The following is a 19831-nucleotide window of genomic DNA, read 5'->3' as shown; positions in this document are numbered from 1 at the left end:
TACTGAATTGTCTCTTCTCATTTTCACCCATTTTGTCCACTTTCATTTGACGACATACAGTGGGAAGCTGTCCTTGGCTCATGGGATCGTTGTTGAACGTGCGGTCTCCCTGCTGCTGGCTGTTCATCGCCCGCAGCTTCTGCCGGGCTTCTCCGTAGTTGTGGGTGCCGATATGGTAAAACGTCACCTTTTTGTCGCGGTACTGGAGTCCGTCCCAGACGCCATCGCCATCCCGCCAGATAATCAGATACCCTTCCAGGGAGCCTAACTCCTCTTCAATCTCCAGCAGCACGATTTCGGCATCAACCGTCACGGAATGCTCCCCGTGCAAATCTTCGATCACAATGATGTTGCCATCCGTGCGATAGGAATACTTCGTCTTCTTCATCTTAACTTTACGGTGGCGTAGGTTCAAATATACCCACCCAAGGTAAGATAAACAAGTCCTTTGCGGACAGTAAGCGGTCGGCAATTAATGGCTGTTGGGATGCAGGCAATTTTGCCAGTAGGAGATAATCAGGTTGATCTGTTCTTTAAAGTCGGTAAAGGCCGCCTGCCGAATGTGAAACCCCTGGATGGTGGACTGATAGGCTTGCTTAATCTGGGATGGGCTGGCCTGAGCGGTGTAGAAAATAAAGGGGATAGCTTTTTGTCGGAGCAGCTGATCGGCATCGATTAGCTGTCGCAACTCGATGCCGTCTATGCCCATCATATTCAGATCACAAAGAATCAATAAGGGCTTTTCATCGGTGGCCTGTAGATAGGTCAGAAACTCGGCAGTCCGTAAAAACAGCCGGAGTTGATTGGCAAGGCCCAACTCCTGAATAATCTGTTCAAAAATAAAAAGGTTGTCTTCATCGTCGTCGATGTAAACCAGTGGGCCATCGGTTAGCGTTGTCATGGTGTTGAAGGTAAAACAGGGTGTGCATAATCATGAAGAACTAACCGGTAAAAGTCAATGATCCATTCTGTTATTAACTACCCCAAGGCCGAACTGTTTTGGTGGCGAGGCTAATCTATTCAGTTGGGCTCTGGATAAGACGAGAAAACAGGAGAATTGTAGCACCATTATCAGCTTGTCTTATATGCAGCCATACAAGCCGGCGCCAGCCTTCTACTCTTTCTAAAACAGCAAGAAGCTTAATCCGGGAGGTAGACACAAAACGTTGCCCCTTTGCCGGGTTCACTGCTAGCCGTTATCGCCCCGCCATGGTTTTCGGCCACTCGCTGGCAGATGGCCAGGCCAACCCCCGTTCCGGGAAACTCGTTTTTGCCGTGCAACCGCTGAAACACCTGAAAAATTCTATCCAAGTATTTAATATCAAATCCTACTCCCTGATCACGTACGGTGATTTCATGAAAATAAGCGGAATCGCTGGTGGGCCTGAGGCCCGTCGGCAACTCGTTACGATCCCGACGAAAGTATTGGACCGTTATCCGGGGTGTTTCGGCACCAGGGGTAAATTTGATGGCATTGGAGAGCAGATTTTGAAATAACTGGCTCAGTTGCGATTCGTCCCCTTTTACCACCGGCAGCTCCGCGATGCCAAGCTGAGCCCCCCGATCTTTAATCGCCCAGTCAAGCGTGCCTAAGACTCGGTTGAGGACCGTTCCTAACGATACGAGGCTAACTTCCTGCTGACGGGTTGAAATCCGGGAGTACATTAATAGATCCCGGATCAGTGTCGACATTCGTTCGCCGGCCGATTGCATCCGCGTCAACAGATCTACTCCCTGATCACCCAATTGATCACTGAATTGCTGCTGCAGGAGGCTGCTAAAGGAGTGAATCTTCCGCAGGGGTTCCTGCAAATCATGACTGGCTACGTATGCGAATTGCTGTAAGCTATCATTCGAGCGTTTCAAATCCTGATTAACATGAGTCAGCTCCTGGGTGCGCTGCTCAATTCGCACTTCCAATTCCTGGGATAGACTTCGAAAACGGCTTTCACTTTTTTCAAGGGCCCTTTGAGCCAAGAGTTGAGCAGTAACATCCTGAATGATTCCGGTAATCATCGAAGCTTTACCACTCATAAACTGAACTTGTCCCAGACTTCGCAAGTGCCGGACAGGCTGTTTGGCAGACTCAATAGTTCGGTAGGTAATATCATGACGGCTAGCAAGTTCTGATTGTGACGATTGAGTAATGGTTGCAATAACTTGCGCGCGGTCCTGTTCATGAATAGCCGAAAATACAAACTCCATTGACTGGCTTTTTGAAGGTAATCCCAACCACTGCCGGATATTTTCAGTAAAGTGACCCTGATTAGTGTTCAGATCTACCTGAAAGGTTCCCAGGTTAGCAATGTCCAGCGCGTTTTGTAAATACGCCTTTTGCTGTTCCAATTCGTGCATCGCCAGCGTCTCCACATGCACATCCACAACCGTGCCGACCATGCCCAGAAACTGTCCGTTCTCGCCGACTTTGGGTTGTCCTTTGTCGATTGTCCAGCGATACTGGCCATCAGTGTGGCGCAGTCGATATAAAAGCTGGAAAGGTATGCGTTGGGTGTTGGCATCCAGAAAAGTTTGCCCGGCACTGGGTTGATCTTCGGGGTGGACCAGAGAGAGCCAACCCGTTCCCAATGCTTTAACGTACGGCTGACCGGTCAGCCGGGTCCACTGCTGGTTCATATACGTACACAGGCCGTCGGGGTCGGTCTCCCAAACCACAGCCGGTATTGTATTGAGCAACTGTCCCTGTTGCTGTTCGATTAATTTAAGCTGTTGCCGGAGCCGCTGCTGTTCAATGACCTGGCGCCGGAGGGACAGTAAATTAACTACCTGTTTGGCTAAAATCTTTAGGGCTCCTAACTGTGAAATATCTAACTGACGAGTTTTGTCATCAATAACACACAGGGACCCTAAGGCATAGCCGTCCTGATCGACCAGGGGCTCTCCCGCATAAAAGACGATATTAGGATTGCCGGTCACCAGCGGATTTTCCCGGAAGCGTTCATCCCGCCGGGCATCTTCCACAATCAGTGGTCTGGTTGGGTCGAGAATAGTGTGGGCACAAAAAGCATACTCGCGGGGTGTTTCCCGTGCCCGAAGACCATGACTGGATTTAAACCACTGCCGCTTCTCATCGACCAGACTAATCAGAGCGATTGGCGTTTGGCAAATTTGGGAAGCAAGGTTGGTAAAGTCATCAAAATCTTCCTCGGGTAAGGTGTCGAGGATGTGGTATTGCTTAAGTGCTTCGACGCGCTTATCATCCCCAGGCAGGAAAGGAGGGTTAACCATAACAGGTGCGGATGCTTGGTCAGTTTTATACTTGCGAACAAAGTTAAGAAGTTTGGCTTGGGAAAGATCTCCAAACCCGGCGAGGTGAAAAGTTAACAACGTAGCTGGTGGGAATGTTCAATGAACCCTCGACAACGATCTCCAATTTCAGGAGTCAAACACTTCGTTATATTTTAAGTTATAGATTGCGTGTTTGGCAATTTTACGAATGATAACTCCTTGACTACTAAAAAGAATCACGGATTATTAAACCACAAATACGCCACACCATGCCGACCTTTTATTCCAAGAAATTCACGCATTTCTTCGTTCCCTGTGAGATTAATATCGAGCTTGATTCGATCACCCTCAAGGTGACGGCCTATGTAGATCAGGCCCGGGTTTATTTGGTTGCCAACGCCCCGATGTCGGACCTGGAAAGAGAGGTAGTGGCCGCCGAGCAGATGGCTCGCCAGCAGGCAGATTTAGCTTTATCGTCCTCCAGCGGCATCAGGTCCGAGGAGAAAATCTTATACCGACTGAGGTATGTCAAAGAACAGGAATAGCAAAGTCAAAAAATCTTACTTTGCTGTATCGATGTTAAAATACAGCCAGTTAAATATTAAAATACAGTCGTTAATTGAAACAGAGAAGAACATGAAATGATTATGTTCATCTGTTGGCTATTGCCGATCAATCATTATATTCACACAACCTCAACTTGTGGTTGAGGTCAGGACATTATGGATGACAGTTATGGGGGTCTGCAGAAGCCAGCCGGAAAGCTGGCTTTGGTTTTTTGGGAAGTTTAAAGCAATTTAGAGCCAAAAGGAATTAGCTTGGGAATAGGCATAAATCGACGCTTTTCCACTCCGAAAACCTCGCTACTGAATTCTTCGCCTACTACTATTTCATGACCGGGCATTTTTCGGTACGTGTAAGCGATTTCACCCATTCTGTTGCTTGTCGGTAAACATTGCGTCAGAACGTCGCTGCATTTCTTCAAATGATAAATCCTCTAGATGAGTCATAATAGACCATTGATGGCCAAACGGGTCGGTAAGCGTTCCCGCACGATCTCCATAAAACTGATCTTTTACATCCATGTCACCAGATACTTTTGCGCCTGCATCGAGTGCTTGCGTAAATACCTGATCAACATCATCGACATAAATACACAAGCACACGGGCGAACCGCCGAGTGTCTGTGGACTTTTATTGCCCCACTGTACACTCTCTTCGGCTATCATTATTTTTGAGTCCCCAATCTTGATTTCGGCATGCCCAATGCTTCCATCGGGCATTGTAATGCGACCGCTTTCTGTGGCCCCAAATGCTCTCTTATAAAATTCAATCGCTTCGGCAGCGCCTTTTACGTTGATGTACGGTATTAAAGGCTTTGAAATGGGTTGTGTGTTGAATTCGGTTGCCATGTGCCTATGTAGTTTGGGTAAGTGAGTAAACTAGTGACTTGTTGATTTCGTCCGGTTATATTTCGTAAAGATAATAGTATTTGGTGCGGCCTACCAGCCAGCGTAATCAGTTACTACTAGTATATTAGTGATTGATGATCACGATCTTTTTTCTCAACTCCGACATAACTTATCTGGACTAGGCAATCCATTAACTCAAACATGTAATCAACATCCAGAAAATAGCCTTTTCTGAATTCTTCACCTCTGAGGGTTTTGTAGGTTTTGTAGGTAAGTCGCCCTACGTTTTTTCAATTATTTTTTGTATCAACAGCGGATCGTTTGTGCAACCTCATTACCTGAGTAGCTTGAAAGCGACACCCACGAGGGGTTCTGAAGCCCCACTCATTGAGCTGATCAGCAATAGCCAAATAGGTCAGACCTTTGGCGGTCCATTCGTTTATTAAAGCGGTGGCCCGACGGCTATTCTCGTTTTTGGCCGCCTGCTGCCTGGTTGCTTCAGTTCCTTTTCTGCGGGCTTCATTTGTCAAATTTTCGGGTTTACCTAGTTGATGCCCCTGGGCGGTCTTTGCCGCCAGTGCTGCTTTGGTCCGTCCGCTGATCAGTTCGCGTTCGTGCTGGGCCAGCGTTGCAAAGATTCCGATGGTCAGGGTATTGGCATCGGGCATATCAACACACTGGAAGTTCACGCCCGAATCCCTGAGCGCAAAGATAAAAGAAGCGTTGCGGCTCAAACGGTCGAGCTTCGCAATGATCAAGGTGGCGCCGTTCTGTTTGCTGGCGTCGATGGCTGCGGCCAGTTGCACCCTCTGATTCTTCTTTCCAGATTCAACCTCTACGAACTCGGCCACTATCGGGGCACTGCCAACGAAACCCTGAACGGATGCCCTTTGAGATTCAAGGCCAAGACCCGATTTACCTTGCTGCAATGTCGATACCCGGTAATAAGCGATGTACTTCTTTACGCCGTCGGGAGTAGTGGAGGTTGTTTTCTTTGCCATAGATGGTCTGGGTACGTTTGAAACGGAGGCAGAATCTGACCCCACAAATCTAGCAAGAACACCCGTATTTTACAAGGCATGAACGTCCGTTTAAGCAATGTAAAATGAGTGTACGGACGTTTTACGTATGTCTAAGCCATTGATTTATACGTATATTATCCGTAAATTAAAGCTACATAGATTAGTAAAACAGAAAAGCCTAATGACCATGAAAGACAGCCGTTTAGAAATCAAAATCAGCAGCAAGCATAAACTGGCCTTTGCTGCCGCCTGCGAAGAACGCGGAATTAGTGTATCTGACGCGGTGCGTGAATTAATTGCAAAAAGTGTCAGAAACTACAAGAACGGCAGGGACAAAACAGCAGGAGTGGAGAAGTAGCCGCTCGAAATTGTGTAGTAAATTGTGTAGTAAAAACAAAAGCCACTTCGTTTAGAAGTGGCTTAACTGCTTGATAATCAATGTGCACTCGTAGGGATTCGAACCCCAAACCTCCTGATCCGTAGTCGTAAGGCGGACCTTATTGCTATTTATCTCTTCTTTTTTGATTTTAATTTATAATGCTGATAATCAGCGACTCTATAAATTTGGTTCTATCGCTCCTTATTGCTATTCTGCGTTGAATTAATAGATTTGTATTGCAAATTGCATTGCAAGTATTCGATTTGAGCAAATGGCAAACCGGGCAACTGTCAACCTCTTTCTCGATAACCGTTCCAGCCAGGACAAAGGCAAAGGTACCGTAAAATGGTCAGTCTGTTATCAACGTAAACAGCGATTGTATACTACAGGTGTAAAAGTTAATTCTGAAGAGTGGGAATTTCTTCAAAAAAATAGGGGAGGGCTTAAAGGCCATACCAAGGATGAAGCCCGTCGGCAGCTCTGGATACAGCTATATGGTGACCAATATATTGATAGGGATGGGAAAAAGTATGTCAGCTTTTTGAAACGAGCCCAAAACGTCGTCGATCACCTGGGGGATGCATTTACATTTGACGCTTTTAAAGATGCTATAGAAAATTATGGCAAAACGGACCAGCAGACGAAGGATCGTAATGATGTTTTATTAGCCCTTTTGGAAAAGAAGGAACAAATGGTTGCTCAGGAACGAATTGGTAACGGTAGTAATTACGGCGTTGTGGCAGCCTCACTACTCAGGTTCGTAAAATCACTAAGCACTAAAGATAGGCAGAAGTTCGGACTGGAACCCTTGAATAAAAAAGATGATACGATCAAAATTCGGTTTGACCATATCACTCCAGAGTTCCTGTCCTTCTATGAACGATGGATGCTGCAATTCGGAAAACGGTCCCAGAAAAAAGGAAGTTTACCAAGCCCAGCTTCTTCAACAACAGTTGGGATTTATTGCAGGCATTTACGTTCGGTGTTCAATGACGCACTTCGTGATGAAATCATTGACAAAAAGAAATACCCATTTGGCCGTGGAAGGTTTATTATACCTGCTGGTCGCAAACCTAAAAAAGCTTTGTCGAGGGATGTCATAGAACTGATCAAATCTTATCAGCCTGAAAACGAATATGAACAGCAAGCGCACAGTCTTTGGGTTTTTACATATTTGAGTGGAGGGCTGAATATGGCGGATATTTGCCATTTGAAGTGGCGAGATGTCGATGTACCTAAAAACTCATTTTCATTTTTCAGGACAAAAACCAAGCTTACAAAAAAAGGGGATAAGAAGCCAATCAAGGTGGACATACACGAAGTTGCATGGTCGATAATTCGCAGGTACGGTACACCGCTCGACAATCCTGAAAATTATGTTTTCCCTTTCCTTTCCAGGGATCTGAGTGCTGAAAAGCAAAAAGCAGTAATAGCTCAACTTGTAAAGACCACAAACAAATGGATGCGCAGGATTGCAGCTAAACTAAATATTTCAGACGATCTGGTAACCTATGCCGCCCGTCATTCCTATGCTACCACATTACTTCGAAGTGGTGCACCACTAAAATTCATCAGTAGCCGACTTGGTCATGGATCTACTCAGACTACTGAAGCTTATTTGGGAGATTTTGAAGAAAGCGATATTCAACAGTTTTTGGAAGCACTTTAACTTATATATCCATGCTAACGTTAAGTGATTGTTTTGATGTAGCAAAAAGCCAGTTATTAAACGAAAAGTGGAATGTATTATTGAAAGCACAAAATTGGTGGGAAATTCTACCCTGTCCAGACCTTAATCATGTTTATTTGTATCGCTCCCCTATTTCTTTTTTGCCTAATTTGATGATTAATGGGAAACTCATATCGCAAAGTGAAACTCAAACAGAACATCGATTAAAGTGGCAAATATGGGCAAAAGATTTTTTCGATTCGAAAAAAGAAAAGATTCGAAAAAATCTTTCTGAAATGGAAGATCATTTAAATAAAGAAGTAGAAACCTGGAATAATATTCACTTTAACAAGCCTAGATGGAAACTTACTTCAATTAAGTTATTAAATGACTGGGTTAGCAGTGTAGAGCATTTAACTGTAGAAGAATTTACCAAATTAAATATCTGGCCTAGTACGGCTGCGAATTTTAGAAAAGCTATAACTGAAGAATTAGAAAGAGTATATAAAATTCCGAATGATCAAAGTGAATTTTTTGGAACAGAAACAAATAGTATAATTCCTATTGACAACTCTGAAACCTTCAAACTCAGGCGATTTGTTATTCTGCATAGTTTTCAGAATGGAAAAGAAATCACCAGAGGAGATGTTGCAAATCAAATGGCCATTAAATTAGGTCTCACAAGTGGGGATTATCTTTTTAATAAATATAAAGCTTTTGGTAATACAAAAAAAAGGCTTGAGTATGTTGAAAAGGAGACACAATTAAGAGCACAAAACCTGATATATGACATGGAGGCTATATTGCCTAAATTAAATCCGATTCAAAGGCAACAAGCTGAAAGCGAGATTAATACATTGAAGTCAAAAATAGTGTAACCAGTTATAAGCGGTTATTGGCCTAATCACATGTTTAGTTTTGCTACCGTCAAATCAAACAAGGTAGCAAATGAATACTTTCAATCCTTTCGAGAGATATGATCAACGGCTGAACAACATTGAAGCACTAAGTTTAGAAATGCTTCAAATTCTTCGAAGACCCCAGCTTGATACTTCTACCGAAGCACAACCTATCTCGGTTTCAGAAGCGGCAGAATTTTTAGGTATTAGCCCGCAAACACTCTATCAAAACGCCAAACGGATCCCACATCGGAAGCGCTTCGGGAAACTGTACTTTTTCAAAGCTGAACTTCTGGATTATTTAAATGGAAAGGAGGCTAGAAATGAATAACCTTCCTGCCACTGCTACGCTGTTATCAAAACGACTGGTTGAAAACCCTTCACCAATTCCGGGTTATGGTTCTGAAACGGATGAAAAGAGGATTATAAACGGCGCTGTTTACCACTGGTTAAACTGGTGTCAACGTCCCTCTGAAAAGGCTGAATTATTCATTTCGTGGGCACTTAACAAATATGGATTACCGTCGGGAGTAATTGCTCTACCGTTCCAGTATTCAGGCAATTTGGATAGTGCTCTTAAGGATCGGAATCTGTATGCATCGATTCGATACGAAAGCCTTATTTTATTCATCGTCTGCCTGGCTGAAATTCGAGACGCCGACCAATACAAACTAATTTATAGTCATGTCAGCACCTATTTTCAGCAGGCTTACAGACTGGTCCCTGCTTTTGATGGCAGTGCTATAAACACCCGGATGCGGCTTGGCCACGATCCAACCATTGTTCAGGATGCCTATAACCGGCGAGTTTTCTTCTTTAACGAGAATGATTTTCCAATTACCTCTGTGAATCAAAATGATGAAACCAGCGATGAAGCACTGATTCACAAAATAAACCAATTGATTCAGCAGGGCATAAGCCAGCGGAAAATTGCACTTAAACTCAGCATATCCCAAGCCAAAATAAGTCGACTGATCACCAAAAGCAAACAGTGAATCACTCGTCGTATAACCAACATCGGTAGGTAAATTTCAGGTTAAAATGGCACCAAATACCACAATAGTCCGACCTTCGGAAAGGTCGGCTCCAGTCCTTCTTTTTGCCGTTACCCAGCAGATAAAAGCAGTTGGAGGTTCGGTCTGGCTGATTCATACAGCGGAATTTGCCACGGTTGTCCGGGCCGAAATTGGTAAAATCAATATCCGGCTTGTGATTGCTCGTCCCGGCGAATCTGTTGATAATATCCTCGATGAAAGGAATAGTCATACTGTCCAAAGCATTGACGGCTTACGTGATTGGCTCCGCAAATTGATCAACAAATAAACTTCTCCATACCATGAAATCAATCCTTTTTCACAATGAAGTCCCCGTGATGACTACCGAAATGCTGGCGCGGGAATTGGGGGTCGACAGCGAACGACTCAATCGGAATTTCGGCCGAAACAAGAAACGTTACGAAGCTGGCGTTCATTTTTTCTTGCTGAAAGGCAGGGCGTTACAGATGTTCCGGTCAAATTGTCCGGAACATACCGTCGATGCAAAAGCCCCTATTCTTTACCTGTGGACCGAAAAAGGAGGCTTTAATCACGTCAAAAGTTTGGCAACCCCGGAATCCTGGGATGCCTTTCAAAACCTGATCGACCGCTATTTCCGCCAACGCGAAGCATTAAAGGCGATTGTCAATGCTCACGCTGACCAGGACGTCGAACGGTTATTGGAGCATACCAAGCGTGAAAAGCAAATCCAGAACAGCAAAGAGGTCAACACCTTTAATTTTCTGGAAGGCGGAGTTGAAAAGATCATTGATCACAACCGGAAGAATTGCTGGTGCCACGTAAATATGTTGCCGCATGAAGTAACTAACTGGGCAAAAAAGAAGGGTTTTCCAGCCAAAGCGCGCACATCCGCTAAAGAAGTATTCAGAAACACCAAGCCGGAAATTGCCTCCTCGATGTCTTTTACTGACGAGTTGTGTAAAACCGGAAAGATAAGCGTGGAGGATGCCGCCATTCTCAGCAAGTTGCACGCCCTGCCACTCTTTGCAAAAATGAGGGAATTGGGAGTACTGCAACCTCCCAAAGCTCATAATAGCCTCCATAACGCCAGAAAACTGTAGCCGATACTGATTCATGAATACTTTATCAAGTCAACCAACCATGAACGTCACGTTAACATTGAGCGGTGATCAGGATGTCACGCTTTTGGGAGCCCTAATCGCGACAAAAAAAAGGTTTTTAGGGCAAATCAATGACGCTGACCTAGAGGACGCGGCCCGGCTTCAGCACGAGGTAGAAAATATGGAAGCCCTGATTTCGCAGGTCGTTCAATTTATAGGAAAAGATAGCCCACAAAAGAAAGGAGGTTCGCATGAGTGAGTTCGGCAACACCCCGCAAACCTCCGAGAGTAAAAAAGAGCAAGAGCAAGTTACGCTAATTCCAGCAATAAATCTCAACGACTGGAATAAATCTTCTTTAGAATCAGGTGATTCTCAGCTTGAATGGCAGGACCCAAAGCCGTTGCACGTTTCGCTTCAACCCGTCTTACCGATGCGGCCGGAAATGATTCCCGAGCCCCTGCGGGACTGGCTGACCGATATTGCCAACCGAATGAAATGCCCACCCGATTACGTTGCCGCGGCGGCCATTGTCATGATTTCATCCCTGGTTGGAACCCGGCTTACCATCAAGCCAAAAACCAAAGATGATTGGACCGTCATCCCCAACCTGTGGGGGGCTGTTATCGGTGATCCGTCGAGTATGAAAACCCCTTCGGTGGCAGAGGTTTTTAAACCGCTGGACCGCCTGATCAAAACGGAAGAAAAAAAGTATAAGGAGCTGCTGCAACAGTACGAAGCGGATCACTTGACGTTCGATGCCCAGAAGAAAGTTTATCAATCTCAGCAGGTTCAACGGCTAAAAAACAAGAACGTTGATAATCCCGTCAGTTATCCCCAAGAACCGGCCAAGCCCGTCGAGCGCCGGTTTATGACCAATGATTCCACGATTGAAAAAATGGCGGACTTGCTCAACGAAAATCCGGCCGGGATGCTCCAATACCGGGATGAGTTAATGGGCTTGTTGTCGGGCTGGGATCGGGCCGGCCGCGAGCAGGACCGGGCATTTTTTCTGGAAGGCTGGAATGGCAGCGGCTCGACGATCGTCGACCGAATTGGCCGGGGAACCCTGCATGTCGACAATGTCTGTATTTCGCTGTTCGGCGGTATTCAGCCCGCTAAACTGCTAAGCTACCTGCAGGGGGCTCAGGGCCACGAAAACGATGGGTTGGTGCAACGGTTACAGCTGGCCGTCTATCCGGATAAAGCCGATTGGGCATATACCGACGAGTGGCCGGATAAAGCGGCCCGTGATCAAGCCTTTACGCTGATCCAGCGCATTGCTGATTCCGATTTTTTGGACATTGCCTATCAGGCGGACGACTATAACCGGTTTCGCTATACCCGGTTTGATGAAGAGGCCCAGGAGGTGTTCAAACAATGGCTGATTCGCTGGGAAACCCAGGTGCTGCCTAATGAAACCGGGCTGCTTTTGGAGCATTTTACCAAGTATCGTTCGTTGGTGCCTTCGCTGGCTCTGATCTTTCACGTGGCCAATTGCGAAGCGAATCCGAATAATGGCTCCGGCAAAAAACGGTTGGTCTCCAAAGAGGCTATTAGCCAGGCTTTACTCTGGTGCGACTATTTGCAGACGCACGCCCGGCGGATTTACGGGTTATTGGAGACCGTGGATGTCGTTGCGGGAAAGGAGCTGTTGCGTCACCTGAAGAAAGGCGACCTGGAAACCGGTTTTAAGGTCCGCGAAGTCACCAAAAAGGGGTGGTCGAATTTGAACACTGCTGACCTGGTTGATTCAGCCGTCAGTGAATTGATTGAACTGGGGTGGCTTCTCGAAGTGAAACCGCAACCCTCCCAAGGGGGGCGGCCCGAAGCTTCTCATTATTTAATTCACCCAAAAATTTTATCTGAACGCGTAAGGTGACTTCCCGGCAAAACCGGCAAAACATCTAAAGTTACTTTTTGCCGGTTTTGCCGGGAAGGCGTATTGTTCTTTACGATTGGTTTTGACCTGGCAAATCATGGAAAGCATTTTTGAAGGGAAATACATCAGTTGTTACGCCAATTGCCGGAAACCGGACGAATCCCGGCGGGTGAAAATGAGCAGCTGGCTGACGTCGTCCAAATGGTACCCCAAACAGTTGGAAATCCGGGCGCTGAAGCGATCCGACGAAAAGCGGTACCAACTCGAAAAAACAAACCATTTACCAGCCGCGACGATGTCGGGAGAATTCGACTACCGGGAAGCGAGTGGCCTGATCAAGCACAGTGGTTTTATCTGCCTGGACATTGACCGCAAGGATAACCTTCAATCGGCAAACTTCTACGAATTGAAAGCGCAGTTTCAGAATATCCAAAACGTAGCCTATTGCGGCTGGTCGCTGAGTGGAGAAGGGTATTTCATTCTGATCCCGATTGCTGAGCCAGACCGGCACTCGGAATACTTTGAGTTCTTTCGGAACCTGTTCAGCCAGTGGAAGGTGAACATTGATAAAAAATGTGGGGATGTGAGCCGCCTTCGGATTTACAGCCACGACCCCGAAGCGTATTTCAATCATCAGGCGGAGCCCTTTCGGTTGCCCCCCACAAAACTGAAAGCTGCTCCGGTGCGCAAACCGTTCAAAGCAAATGCCAGTGATGGCAACAGTACGCGTCAGAAAGTAGAGCAGATTGTCGAAAAGATAGGCCACCACGCCATGGATGTGACGGCAAACGATGGCCGCTGGTACCGGATTGCTCTGGCCTTAATTGATGAGTTTGGTGAAAACGGCCGGGCGTATTTTCATGCCGTGAGCCAATTCCATTCTGAGTACGATCACGCGGAGTGTGATCAGAAATACACCTATTTTCTAAAGAAAGCGCGCGGTCAGGTGACAATTGGCAGTTTCTTTTCCATCTGTCAGGAGTTTGGCATCGTTTACCAACAGCCGGAAAAACCTGTTTTCGCGAAAGCCCCCAAGCCATCACCGTTTAGCTGGGCCAGCCTCTCGATCGAATCCATACCGATCTCCAAAAGTGATGAACAGCTTGATTACCCGCCGGAGTGGGACATTCGACCGGGCCAGGCACTGACCTGCCGGCTTGTTCTTAGTCCAAACCGATTTGATTACGCCAAGCAAACCGGCATTGCTCCCGACCGCGTTTTTTCACTCATTTCAATTTCATAACCATCTAAACAAACTCCATGTATCATCTCAACTTAGATCACATCAAACTGTGGCAAAAACACACGACCTCCGAGTTTGACTCGCTCCGATATTATTCCTTCAACTGGAAAGACGCTGAATATTCTGAACTGGATTATCCATCCGCTGCCGAGTTCGAAAAGATTATCAAAGCCTATCACCAGGGCAATTACCTGTATGAACAGCTGACCAAACTCCGGCAACTGTGCCTGGACATTTTGGGCGGCAAGCTACGGGAGATGAGGGCCGAGTGGAATGACAACATGGACCCTGAACCGTTCGACCCATTTTGGCAGCTGGAATGGCTGTTTGACCAGGAAGACCAGCCCGAAGCGCTGCCGCCGAAAATCAGCCAATATGCCGAACTGCTGGAAAGCATACAAGACTACCGGGAACCCGATGCCAAAAAAAAGACGCAGGTTCTGGCTGCGCTGAGACGCTACGACTGGTTCTACGCCCGCACAAACAACTTAATCCAGTCGCAACGGCTCGTAAAGAATAAAACGCAGGGGGTTAAAACCTTCGCCCGCAAAATCTTAAGGATGTTCAAAGGTGGGGATACTGTAACCTACTCCGGCAATAAGCAACCTTTGAAGCTGATGTAGTTGCTCTGCCCAGCCACCTGTTCCCCGCTGGCCACCGCTAGTTGTCGGATGCGTGGAGGATTTTCAAATCTTTAATAGAGCACCGCCCTACGGATTTCATTTGGTAAGGAATCCCTTTTTCCAGCCGATATGCCAGCACCCCGGGGGGTATGCACAAAACACGCCGAGGACCCGGGCAGGGCCAGACTACTGTCCCCGGCTGCTCGCGTGAAATGATTTTCCGAAAAGTCTTTTTTCTAAATTTTTAGAAAAAAGATAGGGGGTGACGGATCAGCACCCCCTCTTCTCTCGCTCGAAGATTTGCAAAAAGGTGTCTAAACTTTCAAAAGCCTTTGGTTAATCGACTGATTTTTAGTATATTGATATAGAAAACTATGGCCTACAGTCCTGGTCGTTTTTGCGGTATCGATTGATTATTAAATTTTTACGGCTTTGGGCAAAAACAAAAAGTTGAACCAAATGCATTAAACCAGCTTTCACGTATGGAACCCTACCGCCCGGCATTTGTCGTCTTGTCTCATTGGCAGTTTTTCTCCATCCTTGCCCTGTTGCACCTGATCCTGCTTTTTGTCGCCATGCTCTTTTTTGAAGTCCGCGCTTATATCGAAAGCAAAAAAAAGACAGCACTTCAGAATGAGGCCACCATCACCAATTCGCATAACTAAGTTTTGATGAAAGCAAAATAGCTCTCAAAAATCTTCATCAAGCCTAAAAATCCGGGGACCGAGTTGACGCTTTAGCTGTATTCGCTTCCAGATCAGTTTTGATTTCTTAGTGTAGGAAATATGAACGTTGTGAGTCAGCGTTATCTTCGCGCTCATCCGCCACTGGTATTTAATTATCCGTAAAAGGCGTGTTAAGCGTCTTTGTTTAATCCGAGGTCGTAACATGGAGCAAGTTTAGGAAGCGATAATTTACGCAAATTCGTTTAAGTAGGCCTGTATTCTACGAGTGAAATTTTGAACGAACCAGAATGAAGCCCTACCTGTGAATTGATACAGGGCTTGTTGCCTTACCGACTTTTACTTCCTGAGTGCCGTTGAAAGTAAACAATGCCAATTCCAGCACGAAAGATGATACGATTTAAGACTGAGACTTTATGGATGCTTATCGCTACTCACTATTGACGTATATAGGTAATCGTAAGTTTCGTTTATGGTATTGAGGAGATTGTATACTTTAAGCGTATAGCAGGTTCCGGTAGCTGTTCCAAAGCAGGGCGGGTCGACTGTCCCGCCTGGACAATTTTCTTCAACAAATGTTTGGAAGTTGGCGTTATTGATTTTAACTTGCTGATACCCTACGATTTATTGGATTTGCCTGATTCTTTCAGCCTTCTGTCGAAACTGTATGTACCCGAGGAACTGGAAAACAACCGTAAACAGCCACCAACTGGCCATTATCGCCCCCGATGACTACACCGAAAGCGTGCTCTACACCATGCAGGGTGTTTCGCTGCGGGTATTAATCTATTTGGGCAAGCGGTTAGGGCCGGACGGCACCGTTGAAGCGGCCACGGCGGATATTGCTATCTGTATGGGCTGCTCTTGTGTGATGGTTCGTCGGGGCCTAGCTGAGCTGAGAAAGAATGAGATGATTGCTCCCGTGAAACGGGGCCACTGGGCGGTAAATCCGCGGGTTTTGCGGCCCGGTTTTTTTAGCTGTTAACCTCGGCACATTGTGTCGGGGTGGTTTATGTCCATTTAATGAAATGACCACATCAAGAAAAGACATCTCGCACGCGCGGGTCGGGCTGACCGGAAGGCACATTTTGCTACTGGCCTGTTGGGCGGGCCGCATTCGCGTGAACGGCATTTTGTTCCAGTACTGCTACCAATCCAGCCGCCTCGTTCACCTTAACAAATCGGTATCCATCCCATGAAATTACACGAAGAAAAAGCCATCTCACCCTTTGATGCTGAATTCGAATCAGCCCTCGACGCTGCGGGTTTGCCGGTTTATCCCCAGTTTCCGTATGCGGCTCAACTTGAGAACCAGACCGAACTTCAGCCCGAAGAGTATGTTACGGTCTATCATCCAGACAAACACTGGTTACGGGTTTTGATCGGGTTATCCGATTTGCCGATGCGGCTTTACATGATTATGGCCAGCCGCCTGGATCCTGATAACCTCTGTGAGTATCCGTTGGACGAATTAGCCGCGATAACCAACACCAAACCGCGCCAGGTTGAAAAGGCGTTGGAGGAGATTTTTGAGGTGGAGTTAGCCCGGCCGATAGAGCCGGGAAAATACGGGATGAATCCGGCGATTTTTTGGCGGGTTCAGGTGGCAGAATTCAGGATTTCGTTGAAAATTATGTCACCGTTCACCAAATAGTGAACGGTGGAAAGTTTGCAGCCATTGAATAAATGAAATTAGAAAGAGAACACCAGCTCTAGGACCAGGCTAGTTGCGAGAATAAATGCCGGCCTGAACACCCGGTCAGATAAACAACAGATACGAAAATGAGAACAGAAGAAGTTAGAAGGCGGGCGGTTGCCAGCAGTGGTCCCTTTGCGGCATTAACCACCGGTCGGTTTGGCGTCCATGCGGCCGGCTTTTCAGACGGCTCGGAGATCGGGCGCACCTACGCCTGGAGCTTTACGCCGACCATTGGCTGCGTGGGAGCGCAGTTTAAGTTCACCAACTGGTCGATTGGCCAGGGTGGCTCGCCCGGTGAAGCGGCCGGGCAAAATCTGATCACCATCAGGGTGGGCCTCAGCAACGGCAGCGTCACTCGTCAGCTCACCTTCGGCGGGCAAGGCAGCGGCAGTATTTTTCCGGGCGGGAACTTAGTTTCCGATCCCTGCCCGCTGCCGCTAACGGCCGGGGTGAGCTGCTCGGTTCGGGTGTTTGTCTCGGTGGCTACGCTGGGACAAAAGTGGCCTCTAGGGCCGGTTTGCACCAATTCGGAAACGGGCGGTACAACCAGCCCCGGTATTGATCTATCGCTTTCGGGTGCCATTGACGATGCGGCAAACTTTGGATACGGCCCGGTGGAGATGTTTGGTGTGCCCACGGCGGGCCTCACCAAAAAGAGCGTCATCATTGTCGGCGATTCGCTGGCCATTGGTGGGGGTGAAACCGTTGATATGGGCTGGATTCGCCGGGGGCTGGACGGCGCGGGTATCGCCTGGAGCCGTTCGGCGATGACCAGCAATACCATTGCCAAGACGACGGAAAACACCAGTGCTTACGCGCTGACCCATATCGCCGACTCCCGAGCCAATATCATCCTATCCAACCTGATGGGCAATGATATGATGTCCGGAATTGTCAACGGATCAATTACCACCCTGGCGCAATTAACGGCGATCGTTACGCCCTACTGGAACAAGTTAGCCGGGATTGCCGACGCCACGGGCAAGGACTTGTGGATTACCACGCTGACGCCGGCCGCGGTACCCGGGTCTCCCCTGACCGCCTCCCAGATTGCCTTACGGGCCGCGTTCAATGACTGGGTACGGACGGGGGCTGGCGGAGTCGGTATCAAGAAAGTGTTGGACGTGGGAGCCCAGGCCGAAACGGCTCTCAACAACAGTGTATGGAAAACGGGTTATGCGGCCCCCGATGGCATTCACATCACCACGAGTGGGTCCACCGCTTTAGGTGCGGCCCTGCTTACGGGGTCGGATCCGGATTTTACTTTTTAATAGCGGCTGGACTCGATCTGATGCCGCAATAGTCAAAAAACAAGGGCGTAAATGAGGTATTATTTGCGCGGATGAAAACAACAAACATCTTAGAAACTATGATCCCATTTGCTTCCGGCCCCCAGCCATCCGCCGACAATGCCGCCCTGATTGCTCAGGTCTTTGCCCCAAAAACGTCGTGGGGACTTTTAATGAACGCGAGGGATCGCGATTTGCAGTACCAGACGGCCTTGACGCAGGCCGAGCAGCAGAAGGCGCTGGAAATGCAACAGGCCGACGCCGAGCTTCAGGCGTTCCAGGCCAGCCTGTCCCAGAATGACTTTGAGGCTCCGGATAAATCGCGGGTGGGCCTGTGGCTGAAAAATCAGGAGAAGGCCCTGGCGAGCCGGCTGAAAGACGAATACCAGGGCGAAATTGCGAGGTTCTTCCGGGTCGAAGGCGCGAGCTGGATGCAAAACACGATGGCGAACTTGCAAAAGTCGCCGGAGTATTTGCGGGCAGTTCGTAACCGGGCCCAGGTAGCCTCTCACCAAAAGGCAATCAACGACGGGAAACACTTAATTGGCCGGGTCGTAACCGATAAGAGCGGTAAACAACGGTACATTACGGCCGACTCCGATCTGATGGCCTACTTCGATGGCCGCGAGGGTTTCGAAGATTATATTTTCAAAGGAGCTTACAAAGACGAGGAGGACGGCGTCTATGATCATTTTTCTAAAACCACCGCACCGGGCCAGTTTTCGTGGCAAAAGGTCAAGGTAGCACCCAGCGAAATTCAGAATCTGCTCCGCAGCAAATACAGCCCCGAAATAGCTGACGATATTTATTTTCGTAAGTACCAGAACCCCAATCTGTATTACAAACAGATGCCCTACGAGGATTACGTCAAATATCAGCAGGGGCAGGCCGAGTATCAGATGGACATGCGGCTCAAGAACCAGCAGTACAACGAAAATGCGTTTGACCTCGGCAAGAAGCAAAGAGACGACCGGGCCGAACAAGCCGAGCGCAGTCAGACCCCGGGCAACTTCCTGCTCAGCCAGTTGCAGCACGCCCAGGAAGGGCCCGCCCTGGATGTGCGCCGGGCCGGAAACCGGCAGTTACCCTACAGCAAAGTCGACTGGAACGAGATGGTGGCCAAGGGCTCCCGCCTGGCACTCAACAAAGTTGCTCCCTACGGTGTGGAAAAACTCATTGACCAGCACCTGGACCTGCGCGAAGCCAAAGGAAAAGGCGAAACCGGCTACGCCCACCACAACATCAAAGAAGGCTTCACCGAAGCGGGGGCACTTCCTTTGAACCTTGGTGGCATCCGCTTCAAGGTGGTCGACCGGGATAATGCCATGTATTTTCCCCAGAAAAGTCTGGATCAAAACGGTTTTCCCAAACGGGGTAAAAGCGGGGACGGCCCCACGGCGATGGCGCGGGTCAGGATCGAACTGGACGATACTGAAGCCGCCAAGCTTGGTTTGGAGAATGCCCCCTGGCTCTGGTTTAATTCCAGTACCGAAAAAGGAACGGGCGTTTACAACAAGGACGGCTTTTTCGGGGGCGGCTCGATGTGGATTTATACGCCCCTTTCCAATGTGGCCGACCCCAACCTGCAGTACGGGCTTCAATCCGCCGTTCAGGGGACCGCAGCTGCCAATAATGCCATTGGGGTGGGCCGATCAAAAAAATAATCAAAAC

The 19831-nt window shown here is 47.8% G+C and carries 21 protein-coding genes and 1 pseudogene; 17 read left to right on the top strand and 5 right to left on the bottom strand.

Going from position 1 to position 19831, the window contains the following annotated elements; translation table 11 throughout:
* From ACYVHX_RS21355 to ACYVHX_RS21345, 3 genes and pseudogenes are all read right to left on the bottom strand, one after another.
* Positions 1–388, bottom strand: a pseudogene (locus tag ACYVHX_RS21355) (hypothetical protein); the annotation flags it as partial.
* A gap of 84 nt (positions 389–472) precedes the next feature.
* Positions 473–901 carry a response regulator gene (locus ACYVHX_RS21350; RefSeq protein WP_460673723.1) on the bottom strand — a complete coding sequence of 143 codons (429 nt, stop codon included), beginning with the start codon at positions 899–901 and terminating at the stop codon, positions 473–475.
* A gap of 239 nt (positions 902–1140) precedes the next feature.
* Complete coding sequence (locus tag ACYVHX_RS21345) at positions 1141–3345, bottom strand: ATP-binding protein (protein ID WP_460673722.1); 2205 nt, start codon at positions 3343–3345, stop codon at positions 1141–1143.
* Between the two features lie 170 nt (positions 3346–3515).
* Here ACYVHX_RS21345 and ACYVHX_RS21340 point away from each other — a divergent pair, with 170 nt between their 5' ends.
* Positions 3516–3791, top strand: a complete 276-nt coding sequence (locus tag ACYVHX_RS21340) for a hypothetical protein (protein WP_460673721.1) — start codon at positions 3516–3518, stop codon at positions 3789–3791.
* Between the two features lie 381 nt (positions 3792–4172).
* On the opposite strand, the gene ACYVHX_RS21335 is transcribed toward ACYVHX_RS21340, so the two are convergent.
* Together ACYVHX_RS21335 and ACYVHX_RS21330 are read right to left on the bottom strand one after the other, a co-directional pair.
* Positions 4173–4658, bottom strand: coding sequence for a VOC family protein (locus ACYVHX_RS21335; RefSeq protein WP_460673720.1), 486 nt, complete (start codon positions 4656–4658; stop codon positions 4173–4175).
* A gap of 290 nt (positions 4659–4948) precedes the next feature.
* The gene (locus ACYVHX_RS21330; protein WP_460673719.1) at positions 4949–5659 is read right to left on the bottom strand and encodes a recombinase family protein; all 711 of its coding nucleotides are present in this window, start codon (positions 5657–5659) and stop codon (positions 4949–4951) included.
* A 127-nt stretch (positions 5660–5786) separates the two neighbouring features.
* Here ACYVHX_RS21330 and ACYVHX_RS21325 point away from each other — a divergent pair, with 127 nt between their 5' ends.
* The 16 genes from ACYVHX_RS21325 to ACYVHX_RS21250 all read left to right on the top strand — a co-directional run bounded on the left by ACYVHX_RS21325 (position 5787) and on the right by ACYVHX_RS21250 (position 19824).
* Positions 5787–6038: a hypothetical protein gene (locus ACYVHX_RS21325; RefSeq protein ID WP_460673718.1), complete on the top strand. Its 252-nt coding sequence runs from the start codon at positions 5787–5789 to the stop codon at positions 6036–6038.
* Between the two features lie 292 nt (positions 6039–6330).
* Positions 6331–7728, top strand: coding sequence for a tyrosine-type recombinase/integrase (locus tag ACYVHX_RS21320; protein WP_460673717.1), 1398 nt, complete (start codon positions 6331–6333; stop codon positions 7726–7728).
* An 11-nt stretch (positions 7729–7739) separates the two neighbouring features.
* Positions 7740–8606, top strand: a complete 867-nt coding sequence (locus ACYVHX_RS21315; protein WP_460673716.1) for a hypothetical protein — start codon at positions 7740–7742, stop codon at positions 8604–8606.
* A 70-nt stretch (positions 8607–8676) separates the two neighbouring features.
* Complete coding sequence (locus ACYVHX_RS21310; RefSeq protein ID WP_460673715.1) at positions 8677–8958, top strand: helix-turn-helix domain-containing protein; 282 nt, start codon at positions 8677–8679, stop codon at positions 8956–8958.
* Positions 8951–9622 carry a hypothetical protein gene (locus ACYVHX_RS21305; protein ID WP_460673714.1) on the top strand — a complete coding sequence of 224 codons (672 nt, stop codon included), beginning with the start codon at positions 8951–8953 and terminating at the stop codon, positions 9620–9622. The genes ACYVHX_RS21310 and ACYVHX_RS21305 overlap by 8 nt, the downstream gene beginning before the upstream one ends.
* A 46-nt stretch (positions 9623–9668) precedes the next feature.
* On the top strand, positions 9669–9950 hold the full coding sequence (locus ACYVHX_RS21300; protein ID WP_460673713.1) for a hypothetical protein: 282 nt from the start codon (positions 9669–9671) through the stop codon (positions 9948–9950).
* Positions 9951–9963: 13 nt separating this feature from the next.
* On the top strand, positions 9964–10743 hold the full coding sequence (locus ACYVHX_RS21295; protein ID WP_460673712.1) for an ORF6N domain-containing protein: 780 nt from the start codon (positions 9964–9966) through the stop codon (positions 10741–10743).
* A gap of 40 nt (positions 10744–10783) precedes the next feature.
* Positions 10784–11002, top strand: a complete 219-nt coding sequence (locus tag ACYVHX_RS21290) for a hypothetical protein (RefSeq protein ID WP_460673711.1) — start codon at positions 10784–10786, stop codon at positions 11000–11002.
* Between the two features lie 172 nt (positions 11003–11174).
* The gene (locus tag ACYVHX_RS21285; protein ID WP_460673710.1) at positions 11175–12623 is read left to right on the top strand and encodes a YfjI family protein; all 1449 of its coding nucleotides are present in this window, start codon (positions 11175–11177) and stop codon (positions 12621–12623) included.
* Between the two features lie 97 nt (positions 12624–12720).
* Positions 12721–13866: a BT4734/BF3469 family protein gene (locus tag ACYVHX_RS21280; protein ID WP_460673709.1), complete on the top strand. Its 1146-nt coding sequence runs from the start codon at positions 12721–12723 to the stop codon at positions 13864–13866.
* A 17-nt stretch (positions 13867–13883) separates the two neighbouring features.
* Positions 13884–14489 (top strand): hypothetical protein, encoded by a 606-nt coding sequence (locus tag ACYVHX_RS21275; protein ID WP_460673708.1) that lies wholly within the window; start codon positions 13884–13886, stop codon positions 14487–14489.
* 482 nt (positions 14490–14971) lie between these two features.
* The gene (locus ACYVHX_RS21270) at positions 14972–15154 is read left to right on the top strand and encodes a hypothetical protein (RefSeq protein ID WP_460673707.1); all 183 of its coding nucleotides are present in this window, start codon (positions 14972–14974) and stop codon (positions 15152–15154) included.
* Between the two features lie 685 nt (positions 15155–15839).
* Positions 15840–16157, top strand: a complete 318-nt coding sequence (locus tag ACYVHX_RS21265; RefSeq protein WP_460673706.1) for a hypothetical protein — start codon at positions 15840–15842, stop codon at positions 16155–16157.
* 210 nt (positions 16158–16367) lie between these two features.
* Complete coding sequence (locus tag ACYVHX_RS21260) at positions 16368–16826, top strand: hypothetical protein (RefSeq protein WP_460673705.1); 459 nt, start codon at positions 16368–16370, stop codon at positions 16824–16826.
* A gap of 128 nt (positions 16827–16954) precedes the next feature.
* Positions 16955–18142, top strand: coding sequence for a hypothetical protein (locus ACYVHX_RS21255; RefSeq protein WP_460673704.1), 1188 nt, complete (start codon positions 16955–16957; stop codon positions 18140–18142).
* A 98-nt stretch (positions 18143–18240) separates the two neighbouring features.
* Positions 18241–19824: a hypothetical protein gene (locus ACYVHX_RS21250; RefSeq protein ID WP_460673703.1), complete on the top strand. Its 1584-nt coding sequence runs from the start codon at positions 18241–18243 to the stop codon at positions 19822–19824.
* Positions 19825–19831: the final 7 nt, after the last annotated feature.

The sequence above is a fragment of the Larkinella ripae genome (genome assembly GCF_054780775.1).
The sequence above is the reverse complement of the archived record's forward strand: the minus strand, read 5'-3'. Positions and strand labels throughout refer to the sequence as shown.